Annotated in this window: 15 protein-coding genes; 14 read left to right on the top strand and 1 reads right to left on the bottom strand. The window is 30.7% G+C overall.

The annotated features are described in order from the left end of the window. The first annotated feature begins 283 nt into the window (after nt 1–283). The 8 genes from ILS93_RS23430 to ILS93_RS23395 all read left to right on the top strand — a co-directional run bounded on the left by ILS93_RS23430 (nt 284) and on the right by ILS93_RS23395 (nt 7991). Entirely contained in the window at nt 284–1924 is a 1641-nt protein-coding gene (locus tag ILS93_RS23430) for a S8 family peptidase (protein ID WP_222661403.1), read from the top strand. A 208-nt stretch (nt 1925–2132) separates the two neighbouring features. After that, complete coding sequence (locus ILS93_RS23425) at nt 2133–2480, top strand: YxeA family protein (RefSeq protein ID WP_098502132.1); 348 nt, start codon at nt 2133–2135, stop codon at nt 2478–2480. A 337-nt stretch (nt 2481–2817) separates the two neighbouring features. Then, nucleotides 2818–3225, top strand: coding sequence for a type VII toxin-antitoxin system MntA family adenylyltransferase antitoxin (gene mntA, locus ILS93_RS23420; RefSeq protein WP_000577223.1), 408 nt, complete (start codon nt 2818–2820; stop codon nt 3223–3225). Beyond that, on the top strand, nt 3215–3628 hold the full coding sequence (hepT, locus tag ILS93_RS23415; RefSeq protein ID WP_046956013.1) for a type VII toxin-antitoxin system HepT family RNase toxin: 414 nt from the start codon (nt 3215–3217) through the stop codon (nt 3626–3628). The genes mntA and hepT overlap by 11 nt, the downstream gene beginning before the upstream one ends. 415 nt (nt 3629–4043) lie before the next feature. After that, nucleotides 4044–4454, top strand: coding sequence for a hypothetical protein (locus ILS93_RS23410; protein WP_222661401.1), 411 nt, complete (start codon nt 4044–4046; stop codon nt 4452–4454). 895 nt (nt 4455–5349) lie between these two features. Beyond that, nucleotides 5350–5526, top strand: coding sequence for a hypothetical protein (locus ILS93_RS23405; RefSeq protein WP_222661399.1), 177 nt, complete (start codon nt 5350–5352; stop codon nt 5524–5526). A 328-nt stretch (nt 5527–5854) separates the two neighbouring features. Beyond that, the gene (locus ILS93_RS23400; protein ID WP_222661397.1) at nt 5855–7609 is read left to right on the top strand and encodes a methyl-accepting chemotaxis protein; all 1755 of its coding nucleotides are present in this window, start codon (nt 5855–5857) and stop codon (nt 7607–7609) included. Between the two features lie 166 nt (nt 7610–7775). Further along, a complete protein-coding gene (locus ILS93_RS23395; protein WP_061667306.1) occupies nt 7776–7991 on the top strand; it encodes an alpha/beta-type small acid-soluble spore protein in 216 nt (71 codons plus the stop codon). A gap of 76 nt (nt 7992–8067) precedes the next feature. On the opposite strand, the gene ILS93_RS23390 is transcribed toward ILS93_RS23395, so the two are convergent. Then, nucleotides 8068–8481: a hypothetical protein gene (locus ILS93_RS23390; protein ID WP_064474265.1), complete on the bottom strand. Its 414-nt coding sequence runs from the start codon at nt 8479–8481 to the stop codon at nt 8068–8070. A gap of 719 nt (nt 8482–9200) precedes the next feature. Between ILS93_RS23390 and ILS93_RS23385 the strand changes: the two genes are divergently transcribed. The 6 genes from ILS93_RS23385 (at nt 9201) to ILS93_RS23360 (ending at nt 14236) form a co-directional block, all read left to right on the top strand. Then, the gene (locus ILS93_RS23385) at nt 9201–10298 is read left to right on the top strand and encodes an S-layer homology domain-containing protein (protein ID WP_064474266.1); all 1098 of its coding nucleotides are present in this window, start codon (nt 9201–9203) and stop codon (nt 10296–10298) included. Nucleotides 10299–11434: 1136 nt separating this feature from the next. After that, nucleotides 11435–11728, top strand: a complete 294-nt coding sequence (locus ILS93_RS23380) for an ArsR/SmtB family transcription factor (RefSeq protein WP_064474267.1) — start codon at nt 11435–11437, stop codon at nt 11726–11728. A gap of 415 nt (nt 11729–12143) precedes the next feature. Beyond that, nucleotides 12144–12626, top strand: coding sequence for a hypothetical protein (locus ILS93_RS23375; protein ID WP_222661395.1), 483 nt, complete (start codon nt 12144–12146; stop codon nt 12624–12626). Continuing rightward, nucleotides 12623–13228 (top strand): hypothetical protein, encoded by a 606-nt coding sequence (locus ILS93_RS28780; protein WP_255299861.1) that lies wholly within the window; start codon nt 12623–12625, stop codon nt 13226–13228. The genes ILS93_RS23375 and ILS93_RS28780 overlap by 4 nt, the downstream gene beginning before the upstream one ends. Before the next feature lie 247 nt (nt 13229–13475). Next, a complete protein-coding gene (locus tag ILS93_RS23365; RefSeq protein ID WP_222661393.1) occupies nt 13476–13838 on the top strand; it encodes a hypothetical protein in 363 nt (120 codons plus the stop codon). A gap of 68 nt (nt 13839–13906) precedes the next feature. Further along, a complete protein-coding gene (locus ILS93_RS23360) occupies nt 13907–14236 on the top strand; it encodes a nucleotide pyrophosphohydrolase (protein WP_222661391.1) in 330 nt (109 codons plus the stop codon). Nucleotides 14237–14290 lie beyond the last annotated feature (54 nt).

Here is a 14290-nt window from a genome sequence, read left to right as displayed (position 1 = left end):
CTCAACTTTTCTTGAAATAATTAGGAGTAAGTTGATAGAAGTATGTATGGTTTTAAATGCAAAATTGCATTTAAGGTTGACTATTTCGTAAAGGTGTAACTATAATGGTTACAGTCATGCGACTTAATTAATAAAATTGTCGGTATGAATTAGTTGTATTAACAAGTATTAAATAATGAATGGAGTTGAAAATATAATCCGATATATAAGAAGTTTGCATAAAAAAGAAGTTAAATAATCTATAGGTTTTATTATTATATATTAATTAAAAGAGGTGCACGTTTTGAAAATTTTTAAGGGAATTCTAGTTTCTTCAATTGCATTAACAGCATTTAATGGAATAGGCGGTATACTTCCAAGTGAAAAATCAGAAGTTGCCTACGCAGCTACTTACAATTATTCAAATAAGCAATTGAATTCTACTGTACATAAGCAAGTTACTAAACAATTAATTTTGAAATTTAAAAATGAAGCGAATTTACCATATCAGGATGGAGTAGAAAAATTCATTACAGAAGAAAAGCAAGATCCTGAATTAATTAGAATTTTAGCTGAATACCCAAATGTAACTATAAATCGACTTTTTAGTTCTTTAAATCCTAAAGAAATTAAAAATCTAGGTAAAGAAATAATAGATTCCGATCAAATTTCTTCTAATTTGCTAAACTATTATATTGTAGACACTCAAGATAATATAGATGTACAAGCATTACTTACAAAAATTGAAAAATCATCTCTTGTTGAAACGGCGTATTTACAGGAAGAAGAGGCGCCACCAGAAGATCGTTTACCAAATTTATCTGTAAATCCATATGATGAGCCTAGACTTACAAGACAAGGTTACCTTGAACCAGCCCCATTAGGAATTAATGCACCTTATGCCTGGAGCATAAAAGGTGGAGATGGAAAAGGAACTACTTTCGTAGACATGGAGTATGGCTGGTTATTTAGTCATGAGGATTTAGTGAATCAAAAGATTGAATTGATATCCGGACAGAATAAGAGTGAACACCATGATCATGGTACCTCAGTCTTAGGGATTGTTTCGGCAGAAGATAATAACATAGGTGGAATTGGGATTGCACCAAAAGCTAAGGTAAAGGTTGTATCTCAGATTAGAGATAATGGTAGATACAATACAGCTGATGCTATCTTAAGTGCAGTTAACAATATGCAAGCTGGAGATATCCTTTTATTAGAAGCCCAAGCTACTTATGATGGATATGGAGATAAGAACTATCTTCCTGTAGAAGTAAAACCGGATATATTTGATGCAATTCGTATAGGAACAAATAAGGGAATTATTATTATTGAAGCAGGTTCAAACGGTGGAAATGATTTAGATCAATTTAGGGACCGTAATGGTAAACAAGTCTTAAATCGTAATAGTCCTGATTTTAAAGATTCAGGGGCAATTATGGTTGGGGCAGCTTCTGCAAGAGTTCCTCATAAGCGTTCATATTTCTCTAATTATGGTAGTAGAGTAGATGTGTATGGATGGGGTAATGCAGTAGATACAACAGATGCTAAACCAAGTGAATTTACAACAAATCTATATACTTCTAGCTTTAGTGGAACATCTAGCGCATCACCTATTATTGCTGGTGCTGCTGCATCAATTCAAGGAATTGCAAAAAATAATCAGGGAAAAGTATATACACCAAGCCAGCTTAGGGATATTTTAAGTGATTCTAGTACCGGAACGAAATCTAATGATCCAATTAATGATAAAATTGGTGTTTTACCTGACTTAAAAGCCATATTATCTAAACTTGGTTTTTCACCAAACTTAGGTAATGATTCTTCCATTGTATTTCCTGAGGAGCAAGAAATAAATAAAGGGAATCAAGGTTCTACTATTACGTTCCCGAAAGAGGATTCCGATAACAGTGAAGGAAACTCTAACTTCATTTTCCCAGAATAATAGAAATATCTCCTATTTAAAATGAGGCAAAATAGTTTACTCAATAAGAACAAAGGATATGAATTCAATAGAAATATAAATTCATATCCTTTTAATTATGCTATTTTTACTACCTTACAAAAACGTAATGTTAGCGTAATGGAAATGAATTTTGGCAACCAATAGATTAGGATATAATTTTTGTGAGAAAAGATATGAGGTGAATAATATGAAACGAATAGTGCTTATGTGTAGTGTTTTTGTGATGTTTACTGTGTTGTTATCGGGGTGTAATTTAAATCGTCTTGGTACAGATACATATTATGTGCAAATTACCAAGGATGGTGAAAAATTAAAAGAGAAAAATGTAAATGGGGATACGACTTACGAATATAAATTACCTGGATTTGATAAGGATGGTAAAGAGAAAGAAATGGAGTTTACAGCGTTAAAAAACCTTCGTAAAGAAGCGTTTTTACGTATATATTACTCTGAGAAAAAAGGTGTGAAATCTTGGGAAGAGGTTAAGAAAGACGAACTCCCTACAAAGGTGAAAGAAAAATTAAAAGTGAATTAATATATATAAGTCTTTGTTAGAGCAATATATCCTCAAATTATTAGAATGTATATTGAAATAGGCTAAAGTTCTTTAGAGTTGCAAAAGCAAGAGGCTGACAGTTATTGTCAGTCTTTTGCTTTTGTAGGATGAAAATATAAAAGGCATTTAACAGGCGAAGTGTTGGATTATTAACAATTATTTAAGAACCAAAGCTACAATATACCTATTCCTGAATTATAATAATTTTAGGTCAGAAATAAGCTTCTAATTTAGTTTAAGTATTTGTAGTCGTTTAAAGGATTTATGATTGGTTATGATATAATAAAATTCAAGTATAATAAGGGGGATTAATTAGATGATTTTTCAAAGCATGATAACAGCTATTATAGAAAAATTACAAGAGACGGTGAATCCCTATTGGATAATTGTGTTTGGATCAACGGCTGAGAACAGAGAACGAGAAGATAGTGATATTGATATAGCTTATTTAAGTGACACAACTTTAGGGAACTATGAACGTTTTTTATTAGCACAGGAGTTAGCTAACATTGTTCATAGAGATGTTGATTTAGTTGATTTATCCGAAGCTTCTACAGTTTTTCAAGCTCAGATTATACATACAGGAAAGACAATATTTTGTTCGGATGAAAAACGTAAAGTTATTTTTGAAATGAAAACCTTAAAAATGTATTCAAAATTGAATGAAGAACGACAGATAGTATTTGATGATATAAAGAAAAGAGGTTCTATATATGAAGAATGAGGTTATTTTAAATAAAATTTCTACAGTAGAGCGTTGTATAAAAAGAATCCAAGATGTGTATGGAAATGACCCTGAAAATTTAGAGGATTTTACAAAACAAGATTCAATAATATTGAACATACAAAGAGCTTGTGAAGCAAGTATTGATTTAGCAATGCATATTGTTGCAGGAAAAAAATTAGGACTACCCCAATCTAGTCGAGAGGCCTTTGATTTATTGGTTACAGCAGGATTACTTAGCGCGGATTTAGCAAATAAGTTAAAGGCAATGGTTGGATTTCGTAATATTGCTGTTCATGATTATCAAAGTGTAAATTTAGATATTGTTCGTCAAATTATTGAAAAACATTTAACTGATTTTAAACTATTTACGAAAGAAGTAATGGGGATATTGGAATTTTAGGCAAAATAACATAATAATAAGGCTGAGAAAGAAAGTAATTCTATGATTCCCAAACCAGCTATTGAAACAATCACTTAATTTCGTAAGAAGAAACGCGGTCATAAGATGAATTTCTTTATGTTGTAGTGAAGCTTTGCATGAGATGCGTGTAGATAATATTAGGAATAATATCCATGTACAATTTTATCAACAAATAAGTAAATATTTTCAAAATTAATTTTTATACATATAATTTATACCTAAAATAAAAAGTTTCCTTATGGAAACTTTTTTGTTTTTGGGTAAATTTATAAAGGTTAATTAATATACAGTTTTTGGGAATAATGATGAATTATGTCAAATCATCTTCATTTACACGAACATGGACGTAGTATAAAAATGAAGCATATCCAAAATAATTAAAGGGGCTGAAAAAATGATTAAAAAACTTATTATTGGTTCTATTGCTTTAGGCGCAACAATAGGAGTGAGTATACCTACATTTGCTGCTACAATGCATTCTCCATCACAGTTTAAAGAAACTCAAAATTTCTATGTGCAATCCCTACATTCTCCATGGCAGTATCTAGGACAAACTTCAAGGGAACTTCAAATTAAAAGTAAGGATCCAAAAGTACTAGCTTTTGAACTAGCGAAAGAAGCGCCATTTTACGAGGAAGAGTTAGTTGACATATGTTCTGTAATTTTAGATGCAAATGTAGATGTTGTATATTGGAAAAGTAAGGAATGGGTTAGATTTGAAGAAGGAAATTATGAGTTTAAACATGAAATTAAAATTTTTAGAGATAAAGAACGTAAGCAATTAATTACTGCACTAGAATCTTAGATCTTTTACAAAAAGAAGCTATACTCCCCTTATAGTAGATAGGATAAAGAAAACACATTAACCTATTTACTATGGAGGGGAGTTTTCTATGAGTAAAATTAGCACCACTGATGAAGTAGAATTTAAGAAAAAAGCAGTCGATTTATATTAAAAGAAGGAATGACATATAAATAATTGAGTCTTTTTTTGTTTAACATGTGTACGTTTATTACTGATGAAAATCGTACTACAATTACATCCATGGCTTATATTTTAGGAGTATGTCCTTTAGTATTTATTAATACATAAGTTTCGTAATAAGAATTTACTGATTGTGCTATTTCAGATGACTTTAAGATAATTGAAGAAATATATTGGATTAGGCTAAAAGGGTTTAGGCTAACTTTGTACAAGTAGATAGTGAACTACTCACCACTTAGCAAAGCTTGAAGTGGGAGCTTCTCAGTTCCGTGACGAAAGTAACCTTTCGTCTCCCTGAGCGTTACTTCGGGGTGTTCCACCCCTAGATGTCCAACGCATGGATGTTCTTTTGGTACGGTTGATATTTTACGCAGGAACCGAATGGCTTGGTTTTCGCACTCTATTTTCTTCCTGCAACCTTTTATATCAAGTTATCAAAGAACTTCATATAGCTAGTTTATCAAAAGTTTTTGGCTATGCCAAACCGAAATTCATCTCCCACCTATCGTTGGGCTACGCCCTTCACACGCTTGAGGAAGGAGAATTCTTTCGGGGAATACGTTAAAATGTTATGGAAAAATAAGGAAAGTAGTTATAAAATAGGAAACTGGAAGGAACTTTCCAGTTTATTTTTGTTGTGCGAGATAAAGATGGCCAAAGATGAGAGCTTAAGAATTCTTTTCTTTGTCTAAAACTAACACTAACACTTAACATAATGGATCTAGAAGGTATCAGTACAAATGGAGAAGGTGAAGTAATAGAAGGTAAACGTCTTCCTACTAATAGATTTCCAAAATCAGCTGGATATATAAAAGATGAGATTGCAAATGGGAAAACTGATATTTGTACAATAGATCAGAATTGGCTTCGAAAAATAGAAATTAATCTTTAGCATTATTATTCAAAAGTGTTATAACTATTATTTCTTTAGTGCTGCTATATAAAAGAGTGTTAAAAATTAGCTGCATTTTAATGCTGATTACAATGGTATCATGCTTTGGTATTTGTATACACAAATGCTTAGATTCGTTAAATTATTGCTTTAATTATAGTGAAACTATCAGTATAAAAGGAAAAAAACTCTATCAAACAAAAAAATTGGAACGTTTGATTAAATGACTAGTATGCTATTTTCATGTTTAAGTTAATAACAGAAATAGAACCTTTTAATAAGTTACTACTTTGTTTTTGTATTGTTGAAAATAAGAAAGGTGAAATTAATGAAAAAATATTGGCATAAGTTATCGTTGCTTCAGAAAAATGTATTACTAACGGTATTAGTAATTCTGACGCTTGTGGGAAGTATGGGGGCGTTAAGTTTTAACATGTTTCAAAATAGTATGATGTTTATATTTGAAAGGCAGTCTTTTGAAACAGGAGATACAATAATAAATCAATTAGATCTAGAAATAGTAAGAGATGTAGCAAAAGAACCCACAGCACAAAGAGTGAAGAAAGAAAAATTGACAGATCAATTAGATAAAGCCATAAAAGATATGAAAAGTGTCGGACAAACATATGTTACAGGAGCCAAGCTAAATGATAAAGCTCAATTACAATTAGTAGCCTTGGATACAGAATTAGCAGATACGGTTTCTGTAAAACTAGGTTCTGTAAAAACAGGTGACTATTATGAGCATCCTACTCATTGGAAGAAGACATACGACCAAGTAATGAAAACGAAACAGGCACAAATGACAGAAGTGTATGAAGATGTACTAGGTACATGGGTAACAATTTTAGAGCCAATTAAAGATGAAGATAATAATATAATTGCAATTGTTGCAGCAGATTTGGACGCATCTATTATTCCTCTTACAAAGAAAGAATTTATAGTGCACGGTTTACTATTTATAATCATTTCATTAACAATCGCAATTACAATTCAAATATTCATTTCACGAAACTCTCTATCGCCTTTAAAGGATTTACAAGAAGGGTTACGTAAAGTTGGTGAAGGGGATTTAAGTATTAAATTGAATGAAAGGTCTGATGATATAGGGATAACTAATATCTATTTTAATAACACTATTAAAAGGTTTAATAGGATTATAGATAAAGTAAGGCAAACTGCTGAACAGGTTTCGATATCTTCACAGGAATTGTCGGTAAGTATAAAAGAGAATAGCATAGCCTTTAAAGGAATTGCAAGTGCTATTACAGGATTAAATTTAGGAGCACATTCTCATGAATATGTAGTGCAAAAATGTTTAGGAATTGTTCAAGAAATGGAAAGTAAGCTGAAAGAAATTACAAGAGCTGCAGAACAAGTTAGGAATACTTCGGAAGACATGGAACAGCATTCTGGAGAAGGAAAAGATTTGATTAAGCAAATTGTGAATCAAATGAAAAGAAACCAAGATACAGTTCAAGATGTATCTTCTAGTATGTATGCATTAGAAGCACGATCTAAGGAAATTAGTGAAATTCTTACTGTAATTACAACTATGTCAAATCAAACAAGTTTATTAGCTGTAAAGGCCTCTACTGAAGCCTCATGTGCTAGAGAGGTGGGGAAAGGATTTTCAGTTGTTGCGGATGAGGTACGTATATTAGCGGAAAGAACCGAGGCATCTGCAAGGGATATAGCTAAATTAATTGATGAAACCCAAGCTGAAGCAGATGAGGCTGTAAGATCCATACAGAAGAGTTCAAAGGAAGTAGAATCAGGAATAACACTTGTTCAAAGTAGTGGTGCTTTCTTTGAAAAGATTTCAGAATCTGCACAATCTGTTACAAATCAAATTAAAGAGACTTCGAATAATTCAAGTGACATTTTAAAAGATAATCAAACTATTGTTCAGATTGTAAATGAATTATCATACATTACAAATACATATGTGAATAGCAGTAATGTAGAGATAATTATGAAAGAGCAAGAACTGTATGTACAAGATATTGCAGAGTTGGCAAATTCTTTAAAATGGCTTTCCCAAGAGTTACAGGAGTTAATAGGGGAATTCAAAAGTAAGTAGGATAGGAGAAAGTGTAGGTATAGGTATGACCTATACCTTTATTTATTCCCACCTAAGGGATGAAAGCTTAGGTATATATGAAAAATGGCTAAACGAATAATTTTTTATGCATATTTTGTTGGAAATAGAGCATGATATTACCAAATTCAACGGAGGTGTGTAAAAAATGCAAATTCACGAAAATAATAATTCAAACGAAATCTTAATAGCAGCTGCAGCAAGTGCAATTGAACAAATGAAATATGAAATTGCACAGGAGTTTGGTGTTACTCTTGGACCGGATTCAACAGCAAGAGCAAATGGTTCAGTAGGTGGAGAAATTACAAAACGTTTAGTTCGTATGGCGCAAGAGCAGTTATCTGGTCAATATAAAATTCACTAAAGTTAAAGGTATATCCCATAGAAGGGATATACCTTTTTAATTTGCCTTTAAATGAGGATAGTGAAAATTTTTATTGCTAGTTAAATTTAGACACTGCAAATTTGGCTGTGAAATTCATCTTCTTCATGTAAGAAGAATTTACTCCTGCTTGAAATTGAACAGAAATATTACCGTCTTTTTGTGCTTTGAATACGCGACCGTATGGTGAATTAGCATTGTATGTGCCAATTACTTGATCATCCGCATCAAAGACTGTATAAGAAATTGGGAACCCGGAATTTTGTACAAAGACCGTAAGTTCTTCCCCTTTATTAAGATTAAATGATTCTTTTTGAGAAACTTCATAGGAACTCATAGAGTAATATTTTGTCACTTCTTGAATTTCTAAATTCGTAGTTGCCGCACTCGCTTTTGGTGCCTCTATTCCTGGTAAGTTCATACCTGATAGTACTGCAATTCCTAATGCCCCTGCTAAAATAACTTTTTTCATAATGCTAATGCCTCCTTTAATATATTGTGAGATTTGAAAACGAAGTGAAAATATCACTTCTTGAAACCATTATAGTTACAATGAGAATGATTTTCAATGAGATTTGATATGTAATTCTGCATACATAAGATGTCGATATAAGGTAATCTATCCGAAGTTTAAAGTATTTTTAAAGAAGGAGAGAACAACTTTTCAAAACTATGAATGGTATGGTAGCTGATTTTTACATACGTTGGTTCTATAAGTGAATATTTTGTTGTTTTTTATTGTGCATTGCATGTAAACAAACACTCAAATATTGATAAAGTTGTATAAAATGGAATTATTAATTAAAAACAAAGGATTACATGCTATAATAAAGATGCAATAAGGTTCAGCATCATAATCTTATTGTGTATATTTAGCCTATGTATGTCGTTTGTATTAAAAATAAGAAGTCTCTCAAAAAGAGGCTTCTTATTTTTTGTATGGAGGGGGATTACAGATGATTGATTATTATCAAATTTTTTATTTACTATCAACATATCTTTTACATACATGTTCAGGGGAATTCCGAAAGTAGAACAGAGATTATTAATGTATAAGGGAAATATTTAATTAAATATTGATATATAACAATTAATGTATTTTATGTTAATATTAATATGCTAGGAAATGAATTATATAAGACAAATGAAATTATTTGTAATAATAAATTATAGAAATAAGGGGATTACAGTATGAAACTAACAAAAATGCTTTTAATAGGAGCTACACTTGCTACGACGACATTAACATCGTTAACGAATGTACAAGCAGACACAACGTTTAAAGATGTTCCTGCAAATCACTGGTCTTATGATGCAATTATGCATCTAAAAGATAAAAAAATGATAGCTGGCTATGGAAATGGAATGTTTGGATTAGGCGATAATATTACGCGAGGACAAGCAGCTCGTCTGCTATATGTGTATCTACAGCCATTACTTGTAGGTGATAGGTTTGAAGATCAATTTAAAGATGTAAAAGGTACTATGTTTGAAAAAGAAATTTATGCTGTTGTCAGTTCGGGTCTTATGAATGGATATGGGGATAATGAATTTGGACCAAATGATGTATTAACTCGTGAACAATTAGCGGCAATTTTACAAAAAACATTTAATTTAAAGCAACAATCTATAACTACTTTTAATGATGTGGAAAAAAATTATTGGGCTACTGAGGCGATTAGTGCCCTACAAGAGAACAAAATTGCTGTGGGCACAGGTGACAATTTATTTGAGCCTAAAAAAGTAGTAACTCGTGAGCAATATGCACAGTTTCTATATAATGCAATGCGTAAGTTAGAGAAGCCAGGACAACCTGAAGTAATGCCTTTGGGGATACCGAAATCCATGGTGACAGATGATTTCACTTTTGATAAATCGTTAGTGGATATTGTTCCTGTGTATAGTAAATCTATATCTAAAGAGGCGCAGAATCTCATTAAAGAGATAAATGAGAAGTATAATCTAGATATAAAGTATTGGGAAACAAGTGCTGTAATATATTTAGCTTCATCTAAAATGGCAAAAGAAAATAAAGATTGGTATGGACCATTGAGTATTAATGAAAAGGGCGGTAATAATTTTACTATTAGCTTCGAAAATCATAACCCATCTATTGAGTTGACGAAAAGATGGGTTACTATGATATACCCTGATTTAAATCTAGATAAAGAGATTGATAGATTGGTCAAAAATGTAAATGTGGAATATGCATTTGATAAAGGCAGACATAAAATAAAAATGGGACAAATGGCTAATTATAAGAGCTGGTACATTTATATTGGTGAATAATTAAGATTTTCCAAGGGCTTACACTGATAAAAGAAGTTATTATTTTGATTGAAGAGGCAAGTAATTGGATTGAAACAAATATTCACTATGTAGCGTAGATTTTTAATAAATTATGAAAAAACGTAGAGTTGATTCATATAACACTGTTGTGAATTAGTACTGTATGAAAAATGTAACGTCTAGGAGCTAATTTGAGTAGGGCTAATAGAAATGATGAAGTTTATAAAAGAAAATAGAGAAGAGCAATTTCGTAAATTAATTGCTAATAACGAGCGAGAAATTGCAAAAAAGAAGAGTTAATCAAAAATTAACTCTTCTTTTTATTTAAAAATAAACTTTATTTCTATACCCGTCATACCACAGTTTATTAATTAGATTGTGCATAAGATCAATTTTTACTATAAAAGAGATTTAAATGGGGATAAATTAGCATTCGTGAGCCAAATTTGATAGAAAAATAACCCCTCTTATAAGAGGGGTTTCTAATAATTATTTTGAGATTATACATTTAAAATTAGGTGATAAGATAATTGGGATAAGTAAAAGTGATAAAACGTATTTTAATCGTTCGAATTATTTTGGTTCTGGATAATGATGGTAGTATGAGGTTCTAATAAATTTTTAATAGACATTTGTTAATTTAGCAACTCTAAATGGATGAGTGTAAAAGAGATTTAATACATTAAAAGAGGAATACATATTATTGAGATTAACTAAAAAATTTAAAAGGCCTTGTCATTAGAGACAGGGCCTTTCAAAAAGGGAAACAATTGACAACTGAAGGTAACTTTATATTACCATTATTGGGATTCTAGTTCCAATTATTTATATTGAGAAATAAAATTACTATTTTGTAGAGTGTGAGATGGAGTGATGCAGCTTATAGATTTTGCAAGAATGGAAGGTAAAAGCAGAATGTTTTATTTGCTTTAAACAAAGGATAGGAGAAGTAATTTTGCTTAGCAAAGCGTGTTAATCATAGTTCGAAGTTATGTAAAAAACTGTTTTCAGGATAGGAGCCCTTTTGTTTTAAGAAGAGAATATATTTTCTCAACAGGACAAATGGTTATTATCTATAAGTACTATTTATAAGGATAATAAGAAAAGTAGAAATTAATAATAAAGGAGAATGCGAAATGAAAACAGTAGTATCTGATAGAGATTTAGCTGAAATCCGCGAAGAAGACGTAGATGTTTTAAAAGTAATGGCACATCCGGTGCGATTACAAATTGTAAATGAATTAATGCACCATAAAATGTGTAATGTTACGCAGTTAACGGAAATACTAAGACTCCCACAATCTACTGTTTCACAGCATCTATCAAAATTAAGGGGAACTGTACTTCGTGCAGAAAGAAAGGGATTAGAGATGCATTATTATATAGATAATGCTAAGGCTCGTCAGATTGTTGGAATTTTGGGCTTGTAGGTTAATAAAAAGCAAAAAAGTTACCTGTTATTAAGCAGGGAACTTTATATATATAATAATTTTATTTTGTGAGGATTACTGTGTAAATAAGAAAATATTGTTCATAGAATTTCTGTACCTTTCAAAGGAGTGTAATGAAATAAGATCTACTAATTTGTTTTCAATAGAGCTTATAATTATGTTTATGTTATTAAATATTTTTTTGGTTACCTATATTGATGGAATTTAGCTAATTCATAGGAAGATGTGGAGTAGGTTTACTATTTTCTTTATAAATAATAAACCTACTGTATTAACTGAGTTTTCTTATAAGAATTATAACAAATTATTTTAGTAATAAACAGACTTGAAGTCACTTCCTAATAAATCGTAAAATTTACATGTAAGGTAAATACAGGAATATTTGGAGGTTGTTATGAAAAGGTTATTAGCAAAATCATTATTAGGTATTTCAGCATTTTCTCTATTAACTACATCATTTACTATGAGTACGCAAGCAGCGACTCATGAATTAGATAATGTACCGGTTATTAGTGTAGAAACAGTAGAAGATAGTAAAATTGAAGTGGCAGAATTTAATCAAGTAGAACGATTTGCATTCCCATTAGCCATTCCTGTGATTATTTGGGGTGCTAGAGGCGCACAAGTAGTTCATAAGGTATGGAAAGCAGGTAAATTAGTTACAATTGGATCTGCTGTTGGTATTTCTGGAATGAAAGCACAAGATGTCATTGGTAAATATAAAAAAGGTGCTATTAATAAGGAATTTCCAGGATCGATGAAAAATAAAACTGTGAAGGAGATTGAAGATTTAGCTAAAAAAGGAAATAAAGATGCGAAAAAGGCAAAAAAATTACTAACAGATAAGAGGTTTAACAAGGGTGATAATAGAAAATGAGTATAATTACTAAAAGTGATATTTTAAATACAGTAGATTCATTTTTTTCTTATGAAAGACCTACGGATAAATCATCAGTAAAAATTTTGAAGCCAAATGAGAGGTTACTTTCTTTAAAGCAAAATAGTCAAGAAGATAATATAGATAAAATTTGGTATACCGAGTTTCAAAAATTATACTCTAATAATGCAGTTGTTAATTGGACGGATTTACCTAATAGCCAGTGTTTAGAGTATAAGGTTTTAGCTCACAGTAATCAGAAAATTTTAGATGATGATATTGAGTTAATTAAATTATTAGGCGGAAAAAGAGTGGATTTAAGGATATTTATTAGTTTACTGGGAAATTATTATTACTGTATGTTAGAGGAAACTAGCTATATTAAAGAAACAGACGAATGGAATTTCAATAATATAAGTGATAGTGGACAATACGTTAAACTTCTAGAAGAGGCTAAAATTTTCATGGATAAAAAAGGGTTTAGTTATATCTCTAAAGAGTTATTAAATACTACATTAGAAGGTATAGAAACAGAATATATTTCTTGTAATAAGGTTACTTTATTTAATTGCTTATTCTCTGAATTTGAATCTATAGATTAATAATAGGATGATAGCTTTCATTTTGATTAATAAGCTATGAGGAACTTTCTTAAAACAATATTAATTATTAGGTTACTGTCAAATAGATATATAGACTAAAAAACCTTCCTTAATGGAAGGTTTTTTAGTGCTTAATTTAAGTAGGATGGGAATAATATGTAAAAACCTGATAGTATAATATGTAATTTTAGGAGAGTAAAAAATATAGGAGAGACCAATTGAGTTATCCATTAAAGGAGATTGCTACATGTATAATTATAATCAATGTGGAACAGAAATAATTACGCAACTGCAAGATAGATATAGAGAATATTGCCCGAAATGTGAAATGCCTAGGCCGAGTAGCTTATTGTATTATAATTTATATGAGCTGCTAGAATATATGGAAGTTAATGAATACTTGAGTAAGGAAAGTATGCTACATAACTTTCTAAAATGGGAATTTGAGTTAACGAAAGGAAATATATTCAAGATGTATTTAGATGTAGAAAGATATGATCAAGTCGGGGATGAGAATTTTACAAAACAATTAAAAACATATATGAAAGGGCTCCGCTCAAAATTAAATGTCAAATATGAGGATGATTATATCTGGGTTAAGGTTAATTAGTAGGGAATCTACCTATAGTGTGTTCTAGTTTGAAAAGATAGTAAGAAATAGAGAGGAGATTAATAGTAATGGAAGATTTAAAGAAGGAAGTAATAAAATTTCGAGATGAGAGAAATTGGGGACAATTTCATAATGCAAAGGATTTAGCCATTTCATTGAATTTAGAAGCTGCGGAATTGCTTGAGACTTTTCAATGGAAGTCCAGTCAAGAAGCAACGGAAACTAAAATGCAGGAAATGAAAGAAGAAATAGCTGATGTAATGATTTACTTGCTTCTGCTAAGTGACCAGTTAAATATAGATTCAGAAGAGGCAGTACAATCTAAACTTATAAAAAATGCTGAGAAATATCCAGTAGATAAAGCATTTGGAACGAATAAAAAATATAACGAACTGTAGAAGGAATAATTATAGTGTTATATTTTCAAAAAATATCTTGATATAAACATGTGT

Source organism: Bacillus sp. 16GRE42 (genome assembly GCF_019837435.1).
GTDB lineage: Bacteria > Bacillota > Bacilli > Bacillales > Bacillaceae_G > Bacillus_A > Bacillus_A wiedmannii.
This window is presented reverse-complemented; position numbering and strand designations above follow the sequence as displayed.

What these genes read in the sequence shown, in the direction of transcription:
- ILS93_RS23425 (WP_098502132.1), top strand. Translation starts at nt 2,133, where the DNA reads ATGAAACGAATAGTGCTTATGTGTAGTGTTTTTGTGATGTTTACTGTG.
- mntA (WP_000577223.1), top strand. Translation starts at nt 2,818, where the DNA reads ATGATTTTTCAAAGCATGATAACAGCTATTATAGAAAAATTACAAGAG.
- hepT (WP_046956013.1), top strand. Translation starts at nt 3,215, where the DNA reads ATGAAGAATGAGGTTATTTTAAATAAAATTTCTACAGTAGAGCGTTGT.
- ILS93_RS23410 (WP_222661401.1), top strand. Translation starts at nt 4,044, where the DNA reads ATGATTAAAAAACTTATTATTGGTTCTATTGCTTTAGGCGCAACAATA.
- ILS93_RS23405 (WP_222661399.1), top strand. Translation starts at nt 5,350, where the DNA reads ATGGATCTAGAAGGTATCAGTACAAATGGAGAAGGTGAAGTAATAGAA.
- ILS93_RS23400 (WP_222661397.1), top strand. Translation starts at nt 5,855, where the DNA reads ATGAAAAAATATTGGCATAAGTTATCGTTGCTTCAGAAAAATGTATTA.
- ILS93_RS23395 (WP_061667306.1), top strand. Translation starts at nt 7,776, where the DNA reads ATGCAAATTCACGAAAATAATAATTCAAACGAAATCTTAATAGCAGCT.
- ILS93_RS23390 (WP_064474265.1), bottom strand. Translation starts at nt 8,481, where the DNA reads ATGAAAAAAGTTATTTTAGCAGGGGCATTAGGAATTGCAGTACTATCA.
- ILS93_RS23385 (WP_064474266.1), top strand. Translation starts at nt 9,201, where the DNA reads ATGAAACTAACAAAAATGCTTTTAATAGGAGCTACACTTGCTACGACG.
- ILS93_RS23380 (WP_064474267.1), top strand. Translation starts at nt 11,435, where the DNA reads ATGAAAACAGTAGTATCTGATAGAGATTTAGCTGAAATCCGCGAAGAA.
- ILS93_RS23375 (WP_222661395.1), top strand. Translation starts at nt 12,144, where the DNA reads ATGAAAAGGTTATTAGCAAAATCATTATTAGGTATTTCAGCATTTTCT.
- ILS93_RS28780 (WP_255299861.1), top strand. Translation starts at nt 12,623, where the DNA reads ATGAGTATAATTACTAAAAGTGATATTTTAAATACAGTAGATTCATTT.
- ILS93_RS23365 (WP_222661393.1), top strand. Translation starts at nt 13,476, where the DNA reads ATGTATAATTATAATCAATGTGGAACAGAAATAATTACGCAACTGCAA.
- ILS93_RS23360 (WP_222661391.1), top strand. Translation starts at nt 13,907, where the DNA reads ATGGAAGATTTAAAGAAGGAAGTAATAAAATTTCGAGATGAGAGAAAT.